This is a genomic window from Micromonospora sp. NPDC048063 (assembly GCF_043202855.1).
Classification (GTDB): Bacteria; Actinomycetota; Actinomycetes; order Mycobacteriales; family Micromonosporaceae; genus Micromonospora.
In genome coordinates this window covers 26,472-43,758 of the sequence record NZ_JBIDBG010000028.1, presented here as the reverse complement: position 1 = coordinate 43,758, position 17,287 = coordinate 26,472, and the positions used below count along the sequence as shown (strand labels likewise).

Genomic DNA, 17,287 nt, shown 5'->3' with positions numbered 1-17,287 from the left:
CTGTCCGAGCGGATCCTGTTCAACGAACTGACCCCCGGCCAGATCGTCGTCGTCGACTGCGAAGGCGACCCCAGCAACATCGACAAGTCCAAGCTGGTGTTCCGGGGCGGCGACAAGCCGGCGACAGGGCCGGTCCCCGACGCCGGGGCGGTGACGGCATGACCGGCGTACGCGAGCAGGAGCGCGTCACCGACACGCCCACCGGGACGGACACCCTCCGCTTCCTGGGACCCGTCGACGGCGGGCTGCCCGACGAACCGGCGCCCGGCTGCATCGGGACCGGACAGATCCTCCGGCTGCTCACCCGGCAGCTGTTCGCGTACCCCACCGGCACGGACCCGGCCGTCCGGCCGGTGGCGGACGCTGCCGTGGAACTGCCCACGGTCGACAACGGAGGAATCAGCGCGGACGGGCGCACCTGGCGCATCCGGCTCCGGGACGGCATCCGCTGGGACGCCCAGGCCGCCCGGGAGCTGACCGCCGGCGACGTCGTCCGGGGCCTCAAGCGCACCGCCCACCCCCTTGCCCGCGCGATGCGCCCGTACCTCGGCGAGATCATCGAGGGCATGGCGGACTACTACCGGGCGTACGACGAGGCGCTCGGGCACTGGGAGGCGCACGCCCCCGCCTTCGCCCAGTTCCAGCAGTTCACCCGGATCCCGGGGCTGCGCGCCGAGGGGGACACCGTCGTCCTGCGGCTCACCGCGCCGGCCAACGACCTCGTCGACCTGCTCGCCACGGGATTCACCGCGGCCGCCCCCCGGGAGTACGACTACTACGTGCCCGAGAGCCCCGAGCTGTACCGGTGCACGCCGTCGGCCGGGCCGTACCGCATCGCCAAGCGGCTGTCCCCGGGCGGCGACCTCGTCCTGGAGCCCAACCCCCGGTGGGATCCGGGCACCGACCCGGTACGCCGGCGCACCGCGCGGCGCATCGAGGTCGTCGCGGCGGCGGACGGCCAGCCGGTCGACCCGGCGTCGGGCTTCGGGGTGCTGTCCTGGTCGGCGCCGTCGCCGGCGGCCCGGTTCGCCGGCACGGGGTGCAGCTACTACCTCGCCGCGGGCACCAACGGGGCGGCCGAGCCCCACGCCGTACGGCATGCCCTGTCCTGGGCGCTCGACCGCGCGGCCCTCGCCGAGGCGGCCTGCGCGGCCGGCGCCGACGGCGCCGCCACCCAGCACGGCGTCCTGCAACCCGGGCACCCGGCGGCGGAACGCGGCGCCGACGACGCACCCGACGCCGGTGATCCGGAGCGGGCGAGGCGTCTGCTCGACGCCGCCGGGCTGGGGGAGGGGACCCGGCTGACCCTGGGCGTTCCCGCCGGCTCGCGGCTGGGCGCCGTGGCCGCCGCGCTGGTCGCGGTGTTGGCCCGGTACGGCATCACCCTCGTGCCGGTCCCGCTGGCCCCCTCCGGGGGGCCGGGCGTCGACGTCGTGTTGCACGAGTGGGTGCCGGCCTGGGCCGGCGACGCCGGTCGCGACCTGGTGCACCGGATGTGGCCGTCCGACGGCCGCGCCGGCGACCCGGCCGAGGTGGCCCGGGAGGCGCTGCGGGCCACGGACCCGGGCGAGGCGGCGACGCTGTGGCGTCGCTTCGACCGGCTGGCCACTGCCGACCTGCGGCTCGTGCCCCTGCTCGTGGCCGACTGGCCGCGGGCCCGGGCCGACGGTGTGGCCGCCGGGGCGGCCCGGTGGTAGGGGCCGTCGGGCCGGGCTGACCACGCCGGCAACGTCGCGGGCCGGTCGCGGATGCGACCGGCCCGCGGCACGTCCGGCACCGGTGAGGCGGGCGAGCCCTCGGCCCGGTCCGACGTCGGCGGGGTGGCCGGACCGGGCCGAGGCTGCTTCGACGGGTGGGCGGTCGGGTGATGTGGCCCTGTCGAGCTGCCCCGCCTGTGGGACCGCCTGTCGTCAGCGGATGCCGAACAGCGCCCGGTTGAGCACCGGCTTCGCGGTCTCCTGGAAGTCGATGTCGGGGTCGAGCGACCGCACCGTGCCCTCCACGACGAGCAGCGACAGCAGCGGGAAGACCAGCTCGGGCGACGCGGCCACCCCGTACCGGCGTTGCAGGTCGAACAGCTCGCCGGCGAAGGCGATCAGGCTGAACTCCTTGGCCGACAGGCGGTAGCTGCGGGCCACCAGGTCCTTCACGCCCTCGGTGAAGGCCGGCACGTCCGCGTCGTCGGCGACGCCGATCGCGCTCTCCAGCACGATCGCGGCGCAGCGGTCGCCACGCCCGATCGACATGTTGAGGAAGAAGTCCGCGAAGAGCCCGCGCATCTTGTCCGACAGTTGGACGCTGAAGCCCGCGTCCAGCACCACCACCTGCCCGCTGCGGGTGAAGTAGAGGTTGCCGGGATGCAGGTCGCAGTGGACGAAGCCGTTGATGAACAGCATCTGGTAGACCACGGTCAGCGTCGACGCCGCGAACGTCCGGCGCATCGCGCGGGGGCACCGGGCGCCGGTGTCGACGGCCAGGTCGGGGATGAAGTCCATCACGATGGCCGCCGGCCGGCTCGCCGCGGCGTGCACCCGGGGCACGCGTACCCGCGGGACCCCGCCCAGGTCCTCCCGCAGCCGGTCGAGGTCGCGTCCCTCGCGGCCGAGGTCGAGCTGTCCCAGCACCGACTCGCAGAGGCTGTCCACCACCTCGCGGACCGGCACGCCGCGGAACATCGGCAGCCGGGCGACCACCGAGGCGCCCCGGCGCAGCAGGCCGAGGTCGGCGGCCATCCGGGGACCGATCCCAGGGCGGCGCAGCTTCACCGCGACGGTGGCCCCGTCCGGCAGCGTCGCCCGGTAGACACAGGCGATGCTGCCGCTGGCCACCGGCGTCTCCTCGACCGAGGCGAAGACGCTGTCCAGCCGGTCCCCGTACACCTCGCGCAGCGCGGCCCGGCTCTGCGCGGCGTCCATCGGCGGCACGTCGTCCTGCAACATGGACAGCTCCTCGCAGAGCAGCGCCGGTACGACGTCACGGCGGGTGCCCAGCACCTGCGCCGCCTTGATGAACGTCGGGCCCAGCCGGGCGACCGTCCGCGCGACCTCCCGGGCGAAGCGGCGGCGGCCGGCCGGCCGGCCGTGCCGGAGCGCCGTGCCGGCGGCTGCGGCGAGCCCCGCCGCGAGTGACGCGGTCGCCACCGAACCGATGACGACCGCGCGTGCGCCCAACCCCGCCCCACCGGGTGCGAGCGGTGGACGGCGCGATCCGGAGGGTGGGGCGGCGCGCAGGGCCGCCGAACCGAGGGGGGAGAGGCCGAAGATGAACTTGGACGGAACCATCGTGCGCCTTTCTGCCGAGGGGTCAGCAGGCCGGGTCAGGCGGTCGTCGCGGACAGCCCCGGCACGTCCAGCGCCCGCAGGCGCAGGTTGGCGGCGTCGCCGTACCACAGGCGCAGGCCGTCCCAGGTCAGGCTGGTGGGCCGGCCGTCGACGTGGATCTGCAGCACGTTCCGCCCGGCGCGCAGGTCGAAGACGGTGATCGCCTCGCCGAGCCGGTCGGTGTGGGCGACGTACCGGTCCGTCACCGTCACCCCGGTGACGCCGAGCGGGGCGGGCACGGTGGCCAGGAGCCGCAGGTCCGAGGAGTGCCGGAGCTCCAGCGCGTCGGACCAGCCCAGCCAGATGCCGTCCTTGCCCGCCTCCATCCCGCAGATTGGCACGCCCGGCCGTGGGCTCGGCACGTCCCGCAGGATGTCGCCGGTCTGCGTGTCGCAGAGCCGCAGCGCCCCGTCGGTGGCGTAGAGCAGGGCCCCGCCGAGCGAGGTGAGCCCGGCCACCAGGCCCGGGCAGGACAGCGTGTGCCCGGGGGCGCCGGTGCGTGGGTCGAGGCAGGTGGCCTGCCCGCGGCCCTGGTCGGCGTACCAGAGGGCGTGGCCGGACCAGGTGAGGCCGGCGAGCTGTTCGACGTCGATGGAGAGGTCGTGCACCGACGCCGCGGTGTAGATGATCATCGCTTGTCCGCCCGGTCGAGGTGACAGTCGAGGCGCCACCGGGTCACGTCCCGAGCGGCGGGACCCTCCGGACGTCGGGGGCGCACGTGCACGGTGTCGCCCGCGGCGACCCGCGTGTGCCGGAGCGGCCAGACGAAGACCGCCCAGTTGCAGCCGAGGTAGGAGGGCATGTTGGACAGTTCGATGCCCGGCGCCAGCGTGGCGGTGAAGTACCCGAGCACCGCGTGCAGCGTGCCGTCGCGCTCGAGCGGCAGGGCCAGCGGCCGGGCGGCGCGCAGGCCGGTGTCGCCGCGGCCGGTGTCCACGAGGACGGCCGGCTCGCCCAGCAGGACCGGCTCGCGGCTGAGGAAGTGCAGGTGCGCCGACGGCTCGACCAGCTCCTGGACCACGTCCAGCCGCATGCCGAGGAAGTCGTCGCTCCAGATGCCCCAGCCCTCGTCGTCGAACTGCACGGCGGCGAGCCGGGTGACCACCCGCTCGGGCACGACGACGCCGCCGGGCCGCAGGTTGCGGCGGTTGAACGTGCGCAGGATGCGGGCCATGTCCTCCTCGGGCCCGAGGTTGCCCATCAGCTCGCAGACGGTCACGTCGACCTGGCGCGGCAGCCGGGCGAGGCGCGCGTCCCCGACGACCAGGGTCACCCGGTCGTCCCAGTCGTTGGCCTTGATGATCCGGTCGGCGACGGCGGCGACCTGGGGATCGGCCTCGACGGCGTAGACGTGGGCGGCGCCGTGCCGCAGGGCCAGCGCGGTGAGCGCCAGGGTGCCGGCGCCGACGTCGGCCACCACCGTGTCCTCGTCGACCGCCGCGGCCAGCGCCCGGTCGTACGCCTCGACGCGGCGTCGGTCACCGAGCATCGCCTGGTGCATGAGCAGGTGGCGCTGGTCCATGTGCGATCTCCCGCCCCGTCGACCGGCTGATCTACTGGAGAATCATATAGTAGAAATTGACGCTTGTCCCCTGCCTCAGCGACCCGTGTGGCAGCCGCAGGTGCAGCCGACGGCGGGGGGTTCACCGTCCACGCCGTGCTCGTGCAGGAGCTGCCGGGCCAGGGCGTGCACCGTGCCCAGCATCCGGTAACGCCGGCCCGACGAGCTGTGCCGGACCTCCAGGACCGACTTGTCCACCAGCCGCTCCAGCAGCATCTGCACCGTACGCGGCTCGCCGGCGATCGCCTTGTCGGCGACGGCCGCCGCCTCCAGGCAGAACGCGGCCGGCATCGCGCCGAGCGCGGTGAAGCAGCGTTGCTCGGCCGGATCCAGCAGCTCGATGCTGCGGTGCACCGCGGCGTGCAGCGAGCGGTGGTGACTGGGCACGCCGCGGCGGGGCGGCTGGATCCGGCGCAGCGGGTCGTCGAGCCCGTCGACCAGCGTCTCCAGGCGCTCCGTCCGCAGGCAGGCGGCGGCGAGCTCGATGGCCAGCGGCAGCCCGTCGAGGGCCCGGCACACCGACGCCACCGCCTCGACGTTGGACTCGGTGAGCCGGAAGCCCGGCCGCACCTGCGCCGCCCGCCGGGCGAACAACTGCAGGGCGGGCTGCGCGGCCAGATGGCCCGGCTCCGCGTCCACGCCCAACGGCCGCACCGGGTACACCGCCTCGTAGGGCAGCCCGAGCAGCTCCCGCGAGGTCAGCAGGATGGTGATCTGCGGGCAGTTCCGCAGCACGTCGTCCGCCAGGTCGGCGGCCTCGTCGGTGACCAGCTCGGCGTTGTCGAGCACGAGCAGCAGCTTCCGGTCGTGCAGCCGGTGCACCAGCGGGTCGCAGCGGCCGGCGCCCCGGGCAGGTGGCTCGTCGACGGCGACCTCGACCGCCCGGGTCAGGTCCGGGCCGGTGCGGACGTTCGCCAGGTCGGCCACCGCCACGCCGTCGGCGAACCGCTCGCGCAGCTCCTCCGCCGCCGCCAGGCCGAGCGCCGTCTTGCCGACGCCGGCCGCCCCGGTCAGGCTCACCAGGCGGTACTCGCGCAGCAGGTCGCAGACCGCCGAGAGGTCCGCCGCCCGCCCGATCAGCTCGTCCACCACCGGTGCCGGCCCCCGCCACGGTGGTTGGTGGACGCCGGGCCGGGCGTCCAGCACCTCCCGGTACGCCGCCGTGAGCTCGGGGCCCGGGTCCACGCCCAGGTCGAGCTTGAGTCTCGTGCGCACGTCGGCGTACCGCTCGATGGCCCACGCGCGCTGGCCGATGTGGGTGAGCGCCTGGAGCACCCGGGCCTGCACCCGCTCGTTGAGCGGCTCCGCCTGGGCCAGCCGCTCGGCCAGCGGCAGGACCGCATCCGGCCGGCGCAGCTCGAGGCCGAGCGCGACGTAGTCGAGGGCGGCGGCCAGGAACTCCTGCCGCAGCGGGCCGATGTCGTCCTGCTCGGCCAGCAGCACGGACAGGTCGCCGATCTGGGGATCCTGCCACTGGTCGACGCTCTCGCCGTACCGGGCGAACGCGCTCTCCAGCTCGCCGCTGTCCCGCAGCGCCGCCGCCCGCCGGACGCCGGCGCGGAACACCTGCAGGTCGAGCTGGTCGTCGGCGACGGTCAGCCGGTACCCGCCGGGCACCGACACGATGGCGTTGGTCCGCTGTCGTCGAGGCGTGTCGGGCTCGACCGCGTGGCGCAACCGCGCGACGTAGGTGTGGACCAGGTTGGCGGCCCTCGTCGGTGGCTGTCCCGCCCAGAGTGCGGCGATCAGGTCGTCCAGCGGCACATGTCGTCCGGCCCGCAGGGCCAGCAGGGCGAGGACCGCCCGCTGCTTCGGGGGGCCGAGGTCGACCTCCCTGCCGCGAATCGTCGCTCGGACGGGACCGAGGATCTGAATTCGGAGTCCGATCTCGGTCCGGTTCACACGTCCCCCAGCTGTCGTGGCGCTGTGCTCAGTGCTCCTCCACTTTAAGTGAAGAACTTCCATACTTAAAGAGGCGGAGCTGTCGCACTGGGTAGCCGGGCCGGCGTCATCCCGGCGTCAAGTGGCCGTCAAGAACGGTGCCGGAAACTTGGCTGCGGCAGCCGGCGGCACCCGATCGAATCGTGTCCGGCCCAGGCCGGGCAGCTCTCGACCACGACCCGGAGCGGAGAGATGCGGACGATCGCACCCCACGGTTCGTACCCCCACCTCGCGACGCGGCCCCGCCCATGATCGTCGGCATCATCGGGCGCGGTCGGATGGGATCGGCCCTGGCCAGGGCGCTTGCGGCGCACGGGGGGCCGGTGCTGATCGCCGGTCGCGGCGACCCGGTACGGCCGCCCGACCCCTTCGCCCCGTACCCCGGAATCCGGTCCGTCCCGACGGGCGCCGTCGTCGCCGGGGCTGACCTGGTCGTCCTGATGCTGCCGTTCGCCGCCGCCGTGGAGCTGGCCCTGGCCGGCCGGCTCGACGACGGACGAGGGCGTACGGTCATCGATGCGACGAACCCGCCGCAGGCTGGTGTCGCCCCGCCCGCTCCGGCCGGATCCGGGGGACGGTTGCTAGCGGAACTGTTACCGCAGTGGCGCGTCGTCAAGGCGCTCAACACCGTGCCGGCCGGCATGCTCGACGAGCCCGTCCTCGACGGACGCCCGGTCACCGTGCCCCTGGCCGGCGACCACCCGCCGGCCAAGGCGCAGGTGAGCGCGTTGCTGCGCCGGCTCGGGTTCGCCCCGGTGGACGTCGGCGGCATCGACCGGGCGCCGGCGCTGGAGTCCCTGGCCGACCTGTTGATGGCGATTAGCAGCCGGCACGCCCTCCGGGGCCGGCTCGGTTTCCAGGTCGCCCTCGCGGAGCCACCGGCCGCGGTGGACGGTGGGCTGTCCGGGCCCGCGCACGTCGAGCTGAGCCACCGCGCGCCGGCCGCCGGTGGCGAGCGTCAGCGCCGGCCGGCGCCCGCCGCGGAGAGCGCCCGCTCGCCGGCCGGCCGGCCGCCGAGGCCGAGCAGGTAGAGGCAGCGGGGGAGTGCCGCCGGCGGGCCGGTGACGGAGACCGCCCCGCTGACCACGGCCTCGACCGGCTCGATCGCGCCGCTGCCGAGATCGAAGAAGGTCCGGGCGTCGGTGGCGACCCGCAGCGTGGCGTCCGCGCCGGCCGTCCCCTGCACCGTGCGGGCCTCGCCGTCGGCGATGCGGACGTGGAACACCTCGCCCTCGATGTCGAACTCGTAGACCTCGTCGGCGAGGGCCCGGGCCGGGTCGACCATGGACTCGATGGCCAGCACGGCCCAGGAGGCCCGGGTGACCGAGGCGCCCGTGCGGACGGGCTGCTCGGCGAGCAGCGTCAGCCCGAACCGGGCCAGCACCAGGACCGGCTCCCGCAGCTTCTCGCCCAGCTCGGTGAGCGCGTAGCCCGCGGTGCGCCGTTCGGCGTCCAGCGGCTCGATGATGCCGGCCTCGGTCAGGAAGGCCAGTCGGTCGGCGAGCAGGTTGGTGCCGATGCCCGGCAGGGCGTCCAGCAGGTCGCGGTAGCGGCGAGGCCGGACCAGCAGCTCGCGGATGATGAGCAGCGTCCAGCGTTCACCCACCACATCCAGTGCGAAGGCCAGCCCGCATTGCTGGCCGTACGTCCGACGGTCCCGTTGCTCTTTCACGGCGCTCCTCGATGCCGCAGCGCGGACTCGGCCGCGCTTCTTTACTTAGACATAGTACATGACTGCCTCTTCCAGATTGCCCTCCTGCCTGCGGAAATTCCCGTGCCGCCGATACGCCCCATTTTGTCCATCCGCGACCTGCCTAGAATCGGCCCGGTGACGACCGCCGTACCGGCCGGGCAGGACCTCACCGACGTCCTTGCCCGCCTGCCCAAGGTCGAGTTGCACGTGCACCTCGAAGGGTCGGTGCGGCCCCGCACCCTGCTCCGGATCGCCCGCCGGCACGGCCTCGACCTCGGTCGGCTCGACGAGGCGGCGGTGGTGGAACTCTTCCGCTTCCGCGACTTCCGCCACTTCACAGATCTGTACGAACAGTGCTGCGCGGCGCTGCGCGACCCGGCCGACCTCGAGCTGATCACCGAGGAGCTCGCCGACGAGGCGCACCGGCAGAACGTCCGCCACCTGGAGGTGACGTTCAGCCCCGGCACGCACCGGCGGGGGGCGGGCATCCCGTTCGACGAGCAGCTCGACGCCGTGGCCCGGGGCGCCGAACAGGCCCGCCGCCGCACCGGCGTCACGATGCGCTTCGTCGTCGACCACGTCCGGGGCGGGCCGCCGGAGGAGTGCCAGCAGGTCGCCGAGTGGGCGGTGGCCGGCGCCGGCCGGGGAGTGGTGGCGCTCGGCCTCGGCGGTTTCGAGCCGCGGCGCCCGGCGTCGCTGTTCGGGGAGGCCGTCCGGTGGGCGGCGGCGCGGGGGATGCCGTTCGTGCCGCACGCGGGCGAGGCGGTGGGGCCCGAGGGCGTCTGGGACTGCCTGCCGTTCCGCCCGCCGCGCATCGGGCACGGCATCCGGGCGGTCGAGGACCCGCGGCTGGTGGCGGCGCTGCGGGACCGGGGCGTGGTCCTCGAGGTCTGCCCCACCAGCAACCTGCGTACGGGTGTGGTCTCCGAGCCGGGGGCGCACCCGCTGCGCCGGTTGTGGGACGCCGGGGTGCGGCTCACCCTCAACACCGACGATCCCAGCATGTTCCACACCGACCTGCTCGCCGAGCACCGGCTCGCCGTCGAGTGGCACGGTTTCACCGTGGCCGAACTCGCCGCCATGACGCTGATCGGGGTCGACGCCGCGCTGCTGCCCGCGGCGGAGCGCGCGGCGCTGCGCGAGCGGGTGACGACCGAGCTGGCGGAGCTGGGCGTGACCGCCGCCGGCCTGCCCGCCTGAGCCCGCACGGTCAGCCCGGGCGCGGCGCCAGGCGGGACCGCAGCGCGGCGATGTGCGCCGGGGTGGTGCCGCAGCAACCGCCGACGACGCCCAGCCCGACCGGGCGCCAGGCCGTCCAGAGGTCGGCGAAGGCGTCGGGCGTCAGGCGGGGCGGGAGATAGCGGTCCACCGGGGTGGCCGGCGGCACCCCGCTGCGGTCCTCCACGTTCGGGTACGCGCCGAGCAGGCCCGGCCCCGCAGCGCGGAGCCGTCGCAACGCCCGGTCGGTGCCCGCCGGGTCGGTGCAGTTGACCAGGACCGCCGCCGCGCCGGCCGCCCGTACCGCGTCGGCCGCCGCGGCGACGTCCTCACCGGACAGCAGGCGGGCGTCGCCGGTGCAGACGAAACTCACCCAGGCCGGCAGGCCGTGCTCGCGTACCGCCCGGGTGGCGGCGACCGCCTCCCGGACGGTGTTCATGGTCTCGACCAGCGCCAGGTCGACGCCGGCGCGGGCGAGTCGGTCGGCCAGCCAGCCGTGCTCCCGCCGCAGCACCGCGGCGCCGGGCACCAGGTCCGGCCGGTAGCAGTCCTCGACCGGAGCGACGGAGGCGGCGACGAGCACCCGCCGGCCGGCCACCGCCGGGTCGGCCGCCTGGCGGGCCAGCGCCACGGCGGTACGGACCAGACCGGCGGCCGTGGCCTCGTCCGTCCCGGCCCGGTACGCCGTCCGCAGGGTGGTGCGGAACGTGTCCGCGGTGAGCACGTCCGCTCCCGCCGCCACGTACGCGCCGTGGATGCGGGAGACGAGGCGCCGGCCCTCGGCGTCCAGCAGGCAGCGCGCCGTCCACCACGGGGCGGACACGGAGCGGCCGTGCCGTTGCAACTCGGTGCCCAGCCCGCCGTCGAGGACCAGCGGCCCGGACGTCGACGCCCCCGGTACGTCCACCGGCGCCTCCCCGCCCCCGCCGGCCCCGCTCGCCGTGGCCGGCTGCCCGATCGTGGCACGGTCGGCCCGGCCGGCACGACGTCCGCGCGCCGCCGGAGGGGAACTCCGCAAGCTGTGAGACAGGCGCGGCCGGGCCCCGCCGGCCACGCCGGTGCCGTACCCGGCCGGCGGGGTCAGGCCCGGGGGGAGGCGATCGCCGCGACGCCCCCGAGCAGCGCCCGCACGTCGTCCCGCGTCGTGTAGCGCGCCACCCCCGCGCGCAGGGACTCGGGCGCGTCGGGCGACACGGCCCGCAGCGCCGGCTCCGCGCTGAAGGTGCCGTGCCCCACGGTGATCCCCTCGGCGGCGAGGACCGCCGCCACCTCGGCCGCGGACCGGCCGACGACCTGGAAGGACACGATCGGTATCGGGGACCTGCCGTCCGGACGGCCGAGGACGCGCACCCCGTCGATCATCCGCAGGCCGCGGGCCAGCAGGTTGGCGAGGCGTTCGCCGTGCCGGAACACGGCCGAGCGGTCCCAGCGGAGCAGCACCTCGGCCGCCACTCCCGCGGCGAGGACCGCCTCGATGCCCGGCCCGCGCGCCACCCCCGGCCGGTCGCTGGTCCGGGCGACCACCGACCGGGGCCGCCCGTCGCGGTTCCACAGCACCCCGCACCGGGGGCCGTACCACTTGTCGGCGGAGGTGACGAAGGCGTCGCAGCCCCACGCGGCGACGTCCACGAACCGGTGCGCCGGCGCCTGCACCCCGTCCACGAAGATCCGCGCGCCGGTGGACCGCGCGGCCGCACAGATCGCCGGGATGTCCGGCGCGCTGCCGAGGACGTTGGAGCCGGCGGTGACCGCGACCCACCGGGTACGCGGGCTGAGCTGCTCGGTGACCGCGTCGACGGTCAGCTCGCCGCTCGGCGACAGGTCCGCCACCCGGACGACGGCACCCTGCCGCCGGGCGGACTCGCGCCACGGGTCCACGTTGGCCGCGTGGTCGAGAGCCGTGCACATCACCTCGTCGCCGGGGCGGAGTGCGGGTGCCACGGACCGGACGAACTTCTCGGTCAGGCTCGTCATGTCGGCGCCGAACGACACGATGCCGCCCGGTGCCCCGATCAGCGTACGGAACCGGCCGGCCGCCCAGTCGAGCACCGTGCGGGACCGCGGGTGCGCGACGTCCGCGCCGGCCCGCGCGGGATACCGGGTCATCACGTCGCGGACCGCGTGGTGCACCAGGGTGCCGGCGGGAGCGTCGAACCGGGCGGCGCCCGGCCGCAGGTCGGGGAACTGCTCCGTGACGGGCCGTGTCACCAGGGCGGTGAGGGGCAGCGCGTCCAGCTCGCCGAAGGTCATCTCAACGAGGGGGATCAGATCGGCGCGGCGGTCGTACGGACGCGCGCGGTGGTGCCGGTCGGCAACGGGGAACCAGGCAGAGCACGGTCCCGACAGGGCACCGGCACGGTGTCTCCTCGATGGGCGCATGTGGACATCGCGTTCGTCGCAGCTGCGTGCTATCCCAGAGTCGTACTGACGGGCCGCAGGGGACGGCTCCTCTCAGTTCGGCGAAAAGTATCACATCCGGCGCGTACGGGCGAGCCCGTGACGACGGTGAGTGAGTTTCGCCCGTGGTCGTGGCCGACCACGTGCTCGTACCCGGCGCGATCCCGCCCGGCTACGGCATGAGCCCGGGCCCACCCGGTCCGACGTCGGTCGCCGCCGGGTCGGCGTCCGCGTCGGCACCGTGGGGGTCGCCCCACCACCGCCAGAAGTCCGCGCCGGTGGCCGGCGCCCGTCCGGCGGGTGCGCGACGCCGCGGGCCCGTCCGCGCGTCCGGATCGGCTGCGGTCCACCAGGACAGATGCCGCGGGTCGACCTCGGGCACCTCGGCGCTCCCGTCGGCTCCGGCGACCCGGGGACCCTCCGGCGGGGCTCCACCGTGACAGGCGACGGACACCATCGCGGACCTCCCGTCCGGTGTCGATCGAGGACAGTCAGGCTAACCCGCCGTCCGTCCCGGGCGGTCTCCCAGCTTGCGCAACACCGGGCGGCGCCGGAGCGGCTCCCACCAGGCGCGGTTCGCGCGGTACCAGGCGACCGTCTCGCCGAGCCCGTCGTCGAGGTCCTTGCGCGGCGCGTACCCGAGCTCACATCTGATCTTGCTCCAGTCGACCGCGTAGCGCCGGTCGTGCCCCTTGCGGTCCTCGACGTAGCGGATCCGGTCGGGGCCGGCGCCGCAGGCCGCCAGCAGGCGATCGGCCATCTCCCGATTGGTCAACTGGGTGCCCCCGCCGACGTTGTAGACCTCCCCGGCCCGGCCCCGCGTCCGCACCAGCTCCAGCGCCCGGACGTGGTCGTCGACGTGCAGCCAGTCGCGCACGTGCAGCCCGTCGCCGTAGAGCGGGACGTCCCCGCCGTCGAGCAGGTTCGTGATCGCCAGCGGCACCAGCTTCTCCGGGTGCTGGTGCGGGCCGTAGTTGTTGGCGCAGCGCGTCACCCGCACGTCGAGCCCGTGCGTCCGGACGAAGGCCAGGGCGAGCAGGTCGCTGGCGGCCTTCGCGGCGGCGTACGGCGAACTCGGCAGGACCGGGTCCGTCTCCGGCCACGTGCCGTGCTCGATCGACCCGTATACCTCGTCGGTGGAGACGTGCACGAAGACCGCGCGGTCGCCGTGCCGCCGCCGGACCGCCTCCAGCAGCGTGTAGGTGCCGAGCGTGTTGGTGCGGACGAAGTCACCGCCGTCGGCGATGGACCGGTCCACGTGGGACTCGGCAGCGAAGTGGACGACCTGGTCGTGCTCCGCCACCAGCCGGTCCACCAGGTGGCTGTCGCAGATGTCGCCGCGGACGAAACGGTAGGCCGGGTGGCCGGCGACGGGGCGCAGGTTGGCGAGGTTGCCCGCGTACGTCAACTTGTCCAGCACCGTGATCCGGACGCCGCGCGGTCCCGCCGGCCGCAGCAGGGTGCGGACGTAGTGCGACCCGATGAAGCCGGCGCCGCCGGTGACGAGGATCCTCGTCGCGTTCATGCCGACCTCCGTCGCGTGCGGTCTCCGCCGGCCGGCTCGGCCCGGCCCCGCTCCTCGGCCACGGCCGCCTCGATCATCCGTCGCCACGGCGGCAGCGGGCCGAGGCCGGCCCGCGCCCACCCGTCGTGCCCGAGGACGGAGATCCGTGGCCGCCGGGCGGGCCGGGCGGCGAGCGTCCCGCTGCCCGTCGGGCGCACGCGGTCCGGGTCGAGCCCGTGCAGCGCGAAGACCGTCCGGGCGAAGCCGTACCAGGTGGTCCGGCCGGCCGCCGTGCCGTGGTAGATCCCGGCCGGCGCCCGCCCGGCGGCGGCCAGCCCGGCCAGCGTGACCAGCCGGCCGGCGAGCGCGCGCGCCCAGGTGGGCTGGCCGTGCTGGTCGTCCACGACGTCCACGAACTCCGTCTCGGCGGCCCGGCGCAGCACCGCGCGGACGAAGTTGGGGCCGTGGCGGCCGTACAGCCAGCCGGTGCGGACCACGTAGCCCCCGGCGGGCAGCAGGCCGCGCACGGCCCGCTCGCCGGCGTGCTTGCTGCGGCCGTACGCGTTCAGCGGGGCCGGCGGAGCGTCCTCCGGCCACGGCACGGTGGTCTCGCCGGAGAAGACGTAGTCGCTGGACAGGTGGATCAGGAGCGCCCCGCTGCGCGCACACGCCCGGGCCAGGTTGGCCGGGCCGGCGCCGTTCACCGCGGTCGCGCCGGCCTCGTCCGACTCGGCCCCGTCCACGTCGGTCCAGGCGGCGGCGTTGACGACGACGTCGTGGCCGGGCACCGCGTGCCGGACCGCGGCGGCGTCGGTGATGTCGAGCATGGCCCGGTCGAGGATGGTGTGCCGGCCGCCGGCGAGGACCTCGCCCAACTCGCGGCCCAGCAACCCACCCGCGCCGGTCACGAGCAGTCGTGGCGTCGGCGCGCTCATCGCCGCCTCCGGTGCGTCATCGCCACGCCCACGCCGTCGGCCTTATCGTCCACAATGGATCGATGGTGTCCCGGCGTGGCCGGTGGACGCCGAGTCGGTTTTCCGATTCGCTGGCTCGACGGCCGGCCGTGACCGGCCCGCGAGTTCCGCGACGGGTGAGGAGGACAGTGGTGGACATCCGGGCGCTGACGATCGAGGGTTCGTGGCTGGTCACCCCGGAGCAGCACCACGACGACCGGGGCCTGTTCCTGGAGTGGTACCAGGCGGGCCGCTTCACCGAGGCGGTCGGACGGCCGTTCAGGGTGGCGCAGTCCAACGTCTCCGTCTCGGGACGGGGGGTGATCCGAGGCATCCACCTGGTGGACGTGCCACCCGGCCAGGACAAGTACATCACCTGCGTCTCCGGGGCGGTGCTCGACGTCGTGGTGGACCTGCGGGTGGGCTCGCCGACCTTCGGCCGGTGGGAGGGGGTGCGCCTGGACGACGTCGACCGCCGCGCCGTCCACCTCGACGCCGGGCTCGGTCACGCGTTCTGCGCGCTGACCGAGCCGGCCACCGTCGTCTACCTCTGCTCGTCGCCGTACGACCCGGCGGCCGAACGCACCGTCAACCCCCTCGACGCGGAGCTCGGGATCGCCTGGCCGGAGGGGCCGCGTCGGCTGTCGCCCCGCGACGCCGCCGCCCAGACCGTGGCGCAGGCGCTGGCCGGCGGAGTGCTGCCGGCCTACGTGCCGCGCGGGTAGCGCGGCGCGGCGCCGGCCGGGCGTCACCCGCCGCACCCGGGCGGCGTGCCGGCGGCCGGGTGCAGCGCGTCGGCGGCCGGCCCGGGTCGGGGTCGGGCCGGCGCGGGGACACCGACGGCGGTGCCGCCGGCCGTGGCCGGCGGCACCGTTGCGCGGGCGGCGTGGTCGCGGCGACCGGCCGCCGCCGCGGGTCCGGCGCCGGCCGGCCCGCCCGGCATCGCTCACCTGCTGTTGTACGGCATGGTCGGGAACCATCCGTAGTCGAACATCGCCGGTAGCCGGACGTCCCAGTAGACGACCATGAACACGCCCAGCGCGATCAGCATCCCGCCGGTCAGCGCGGCGGTCCGGGACGGGCTCGCCGCCAGCCAGCTCACGAAGCGGCCACGGGTGAGCACCACGATCAGGGCGAACAGCGCCGTCACGACGGCCACGTTGCCAATGGACTGCAGGACGAACGCGCCGGCGCCGTAGAGCGGGTTGCCGGAATCGACGGCCCAGTGGAAGAGCTTGTTGAACAGGGGGTACGGCCGGCCGATCAGGAAACCGCCGACGAGGGCGCCGAGCACCACGACCCGGGCCGCCGGCCGGTGCGCGAACGGGTCCCGCAGCACCCCGAGCGCGGCCAGGCCCAGGTAGACGAAGGTCAGCCCGATCAGCCCGAACACGACCATGGACTGGACCAGCCGTACCGGGAGACCGCCGACCGTGGCCGTGGAGAGCTGCGGCAGACCGTCGCCGACCAGTACGCCGACGAAGCCGTAGACCGCGGCGACGGCGACCATGCCGGCCGTGAGCCAGCCCACCGGCCGTACCAGGCTGCGCAGCCCGGCCCTCGTCGCCCCGCCCGCACCGGCCTGGCTCATCGGGCCGATGGACGCCGCCATGGCGATGTTGCAGGCGGTGAACGTGCCGGCCAGACCGGAGACGAAGGCGAAGACGAGACCGGCCAGGGTGCCCCCGATCGCGGTCGCCTTGGCGTCGCGGCCGAGCATCGCGTTGGCCACCGAGTCGCCGATGACGTGGTCGACGAATTCGTAGGACCACAGCACCGACAGCAGCACGCCGGCGGCCGTGGCGCCCAGCACGATCCGTCCCCGCCCGGCCGGTGTCGCCCGGGGGGCGACGGCGGCGGCTCCTTGCTCAGTGACAGTCATGACTGGATTTTGGGCGACCGGCCGCCGGTCGGTGTTCTCGCAGGTTGCCCGATGCCCCGCGGGCCCGACTGCGCCCGGTGACCCGCCGGTCGGCCAATGGTCCGCGTCACGTCGGGGATAATTTCTTGCACAAAGTGCAAGATCGCTTGTAGCGTTCCCGCGTGCACACCGCCGAGACCGAACCCGGCCCCGGCCGGCGCGACCGCAGGAAGCGCCGGACCCGGGCCGCGCTGACCGAGGCGGCGCTCCGCCTGGTGGCCGAGCGCGGCCTGGCCCAGGTGACGGTGGAGGAGATCAGCGAGGCGGCCGGCGTCTCCCCGCGCACCTTCTTCAACTACTTCGCCTGCAAGGACGACGCGCTGGTCGGCGACCACGCGGGCGACGCGGCGCGGCTGGTCGCGCGCCTGGCGGCCGTGCCGCCGGAGGTGCCGGTGCTGGCCGCGCTGCGGGCCGCGCTCGCCGACGTGGTCGACGAGGTGCGCACCGAGCGCGAGCTGTGGTGCCTGCGGATGGAGGTGGTGACGCGCAACCCGTCGTTGCTGCCCCGCCTGGTCGCCGGCAACGTCGAGACCGAGCGGGCCATCGCCGAGGTCGTCGCGGCGCGGGTCGGGGTCGACCCCGACCACGGCTACCCGGCACTCGTCACCGCCGTGGCCGGCGCGGCGGTGCGAACCGCGATGACCCGGTGGGCCGCACACCCCGACGGACCGGACCTGGCCGACCTCGTCGACGAGGCGTTCGCCGCGCTCGCCGCGGGCCTGCCGCGGCCCGACCCGTCCTGACCCTGCAAGCCTCCTTCCGGGGAACGGTCCCCGGAC

At 75.2% G+C, this 17,287-nt stretch carries 15 protein-coding genes and 1 pseudogene; 6 read left to right on the top strand and 10 right to left on the bottom strand.

All coding sequences use genetic code 11. The features are described 5' to 3' along the window. Both ACGFZ2_RS33060 and ACGFZ2_RS33055 read left to right on the top strand, forming a co-directional pair. Positions 1-162 (top strand): annotated as a pseudogene (locus ACGFZ2_RS33060) (AAA family ATPase); the annotation flags it as partial. Beyond that, positions 159-1,697, top strand: a complete 1,539-nt coding sequence (locus ACGFZ2_RS33055; protein ID WP_393460656.1) for an ABC transporter substrate-binding protein — start codon at positions 159-161, stop codon at positions 1,695-1,697. The pseudogene ACGFZ2_RS33060 and the gene ACGFZ2_RS33055, both read left to right, overlap by 4 nt. Before the next feature lie 213 nt (positions 1,698-1,910). Here ACGFZ2_RS33055 and ACGFZ2_RS33050 read toward each other — a convergent pair whose 3' ends face one another. The 4 genes from ACGFZ2_RS33050 to ACGFZ2_RS33035 all read right to left on the bottom strand — a co-directional run bounded on the left by ACGFZ2_RS33050 (position 1,911) and on the right by ACGFZ2_RS33035 (position 6,783). After that, positions 1,911-3,170 carry an ABC1 kinase family protein gene (locus tag ACGFZ2_RS33050; protein ID WP_393460653.1) on the bottom strand — a complete coding sequence of 420 codons (1,260 nt, stop codon included), beginning with the start codon at positions 3,168-3,170 and terminating at the stop codon, positions 1,911-1,913. Positions 3,171-3,316: 146 nt separating this feature from the next. Continuing rightward, on the bottom strand, positions 3,317-3,952 hold the full coding sequence (locus ACGFZ2_RS33045; RefSeq protein WP_393460650.1) for a hypothetical protein: 636 nt from the start codon (positions 3,950-3,952) through the stop codon (positions 3,317-3,319). Beyond that, on the bottom strand, positions 3,949-4,842 hold the full coding sequence (locus ACGFZ2_RS33040) for a methyltransferase domain-containing protein (RefSeq protein WP_357464251.1): 894 nt from the start codon (positions 4,840-4,842) through the stop codon (positions 3,949-3,951). The genes ACGFZ2_RS33045 and ACGFZ2_RS33040 overlap by 4 nt, the downstream gene beginning before the upstream one ends. 75 nt (positions 4,843-4,917) lie before the next feature. Further along, complete coding sequence (locus tag ACGFZ2_RS33035) at positions 4,918-6,783, bottom strand: BTAD domain-containing putative transcriptional regulator (protein ID WP_393460647.1); 1,866 nt, start codon at positions 6,781-6,783, stop codon at positions 4,918-4,920. Between the two features lie 287 nt (positions 6,784-7,070). On the opposite strand from ACGFZ2_RS33035, the gene ACGFZ2_RS33030 reads away from it, so the two are divergent. Next, a complete protein-coding gene (locus ACGFZ2_RS33030) occupies positions 7,071-7,853 on the top strand; it encodes an NADPH-dependent F420 reductase (RefSeq protein WP_393460644.1) in 783 nt (260 codons plus the stop codon). Here ACGFZ2_RS33030 and ACGFZ2_RS33025 read toward each other — a convergent pair. Beyond that, entirely contained in the window at positions 7,781-8,494 is a 714-nt protein-coding gene (locus ACGFZ2_RS33025) for a winged helix-turn-helix transcriptional regulator (RefSeq protein ID WP_393460641.1), read from the bottom strand. The genes ACGFZ2_RS33030 and ACGFZ2_RS33025 overlap by 73 nt on opposite strands. 156 nt (positions 8,495-8,650) lie before the next feature. On the opposite strand from ACGFZ2_RS33025, the gene add reads away from it, so the two are divergent. Next, positions 8,651-9,715, top strand: coding sequence for an adenosine deaminase (gene add, locus ACGFZ2_RS33020; protein ID WP_393460638.1), 1,065 nt, complete (start codon positions 8,651-8,653; stop codon positions 9,713-9,715). 10 nt (positions 9,716-9,725) lie between these two features. On the opposite strand, the gene ACGFZ2_RS33015 is transcribed toward add, so the two are convergent. The 4 genes from ACGFZ2_RS33015 to rfbD all read right to left on the bottom strand — a co-directional run bounded on the left by ACGFZ2_RS33015 (position 9,726) and on the right by rfbD (position 14,569). Continuing rightward, positions 9,726-10,640, bottom strand: coding sequence for a homocysteine S-methyltransferase family protein (locus ACGFZ2_RS33015; RefSeq protein WP_393460635.1), 915 nt, complete (start codon positions 10,638-10,640; stop codon positions 9,726-9,728). A gap of 173 nt (positions 10,641-10,813) precedes the next feature. Beyond that, positions 10,814-11,983 carry an aminotransferase class V-fold PLP-dependent enzyme gene (locus tag ACGFZ2_RS33010; RefSeq protein ID WP_393460632.1) on the bottom strand — a complete coding sequence of 390 codons (1,170 nt, stop codon included), beginning with the start codon at positions 11,981-11,983 and terminating at the stop codon, positions 10,814-10,816. Between the two features lie 643 nt (positions 11,984-12,626). After that, positions 12,627-13,655 carry a dTDP-glucose 4,6-dehydratase gene (gene rfbB, locus ACGFZ2_RS33005; protein WP_393460629.1) on the bottom strand — a complete coding sequence of 343 codons (1,029 nt, stop codon included), beginning with the start codon at positions 13,653-13,655 and terminating at the stop codon, positions 12,627-12,629. Then, on the bottom strand, positions 13,652-14,569 hold the full coding sequence (gene rfbD / locus ACGFZ2_RS33000; RefSeq protein ID WP_393460626.1) for a dTDP-4-dehydrorhamnose reductase: 918 nt from the start codon (positions 14,567-14,569) through the stop codon (positions 13,652-13,654). The genes rfbB and rfbD overlap by 4 nt, the downstream gene beginning before the upstream one ends. A 170-nt stretch (positions 14,570-14,739) precedes the next feature. On the opposite strand from rfbD, the gene ACGFZ2_RS32995 reads away from it, so the two are divergent. Continuing rightward, a complete protein-coding gene (locus ACGFZ2_RS32995; protein WP_393460623.1) occupies positions 14,740-15,312 on the top strand; it encodes a dTDP-4-dehydrorhamnose 3,5-epimerase family protein in 573 nt (190 codons plus the stop codon). A 221-nt stretch (positions 15,313-15,533) separates the two neighbouring features. On the opposite strand, the gene ACGFZ2_RS32990 is transcribed toward ACGFZ2_RS32995, so the two are convergent. Beyond that, positions 15,534-16,469: a hypothetical protein gene (locus ACGFZ2_RS32990; protein ID WP_393460620.1), complete on the bottom strand. Its 936-nt coding sequence runs from the start codon at positions 16,467-16,469 to the stop codon at positions 15,534-15,536. A 161-nt stretch (positions 16,470-16,630) separates the two neighbouring features. On the opposite strand from ACGFZ2_RS32990, the gene ACGFZ2_RS32985 reads away from it, so the two are divergent. After that, positions 16,631-17,251 (top strand): TetR family transcriptional regulator, encoded by a 621-nt coding sequence (locus tag ACGFZ2_RS32985; protein ID WP_393460617.1) that lies wholly within the window; start codon positions 16,631-16,633, stop codon positions 17,249-17,251. Positions 17,252-17,287: the final 36 nt, after the last annotated feature.

Coding starts and splice junctions, on each gene's coding strand:
- ACGFZ2_RS33055 (WP_393460656.1), top strand. CDS start 159: ATGACCGGCGTACGCGAGCAGGAGCGCGTCACCGACACGCCCACCGGG.
- rfbD (WP_393460626.1), bottom strand. CDS start 14,569: ATGAGCGCGCCGACGCCACGACTGCTCGTGACCGGCGCGGGTGGGTTG.
- rfbB (WP_393460629.1), bottom strand. CDS start 13,655: ATGAACGCGACGAGGATCCTCGTCACCGGCGGCGCCGGCTTCATCGGG.
- ACGFZ2_RS32990 (WP_393460620.1), bottom strand. CDS start 16,469: ATGACTGTCACTGAGCAAGGAGCCGCCGCCGTCGCCCCCCGGGCGACA.
- ACGFZ2_RS33010 (WP_393460632.1), bottom strand. CDS start 11,983: ATGACCTTCGGCGAGCTGGACGCGCTGCCCCTCACCGCCCTGGTGACA.
- ACGFZ2_RS33045 (WP_393460650.1), bottom strand. CDS start 3,952: ATGATCATCTACACCGCGGCGTCGGTGCACGACCTCTCCATCGACGTC.
- ACGFZ2_RS33040 (WP_357464251.1), bottom strand. CDS start 4,842: ATGGACCAGCGCCACCTGCTCATGCACCAGGCGATGCTCGGTGACCGA.
- ACGFZ2_RS33030 (WP_393460644.1), top strand. CDS start 7,071: ATGATCGTCGGCATCATCGGGCGCGGTCGGATGGGATCGGCCCTGGCC.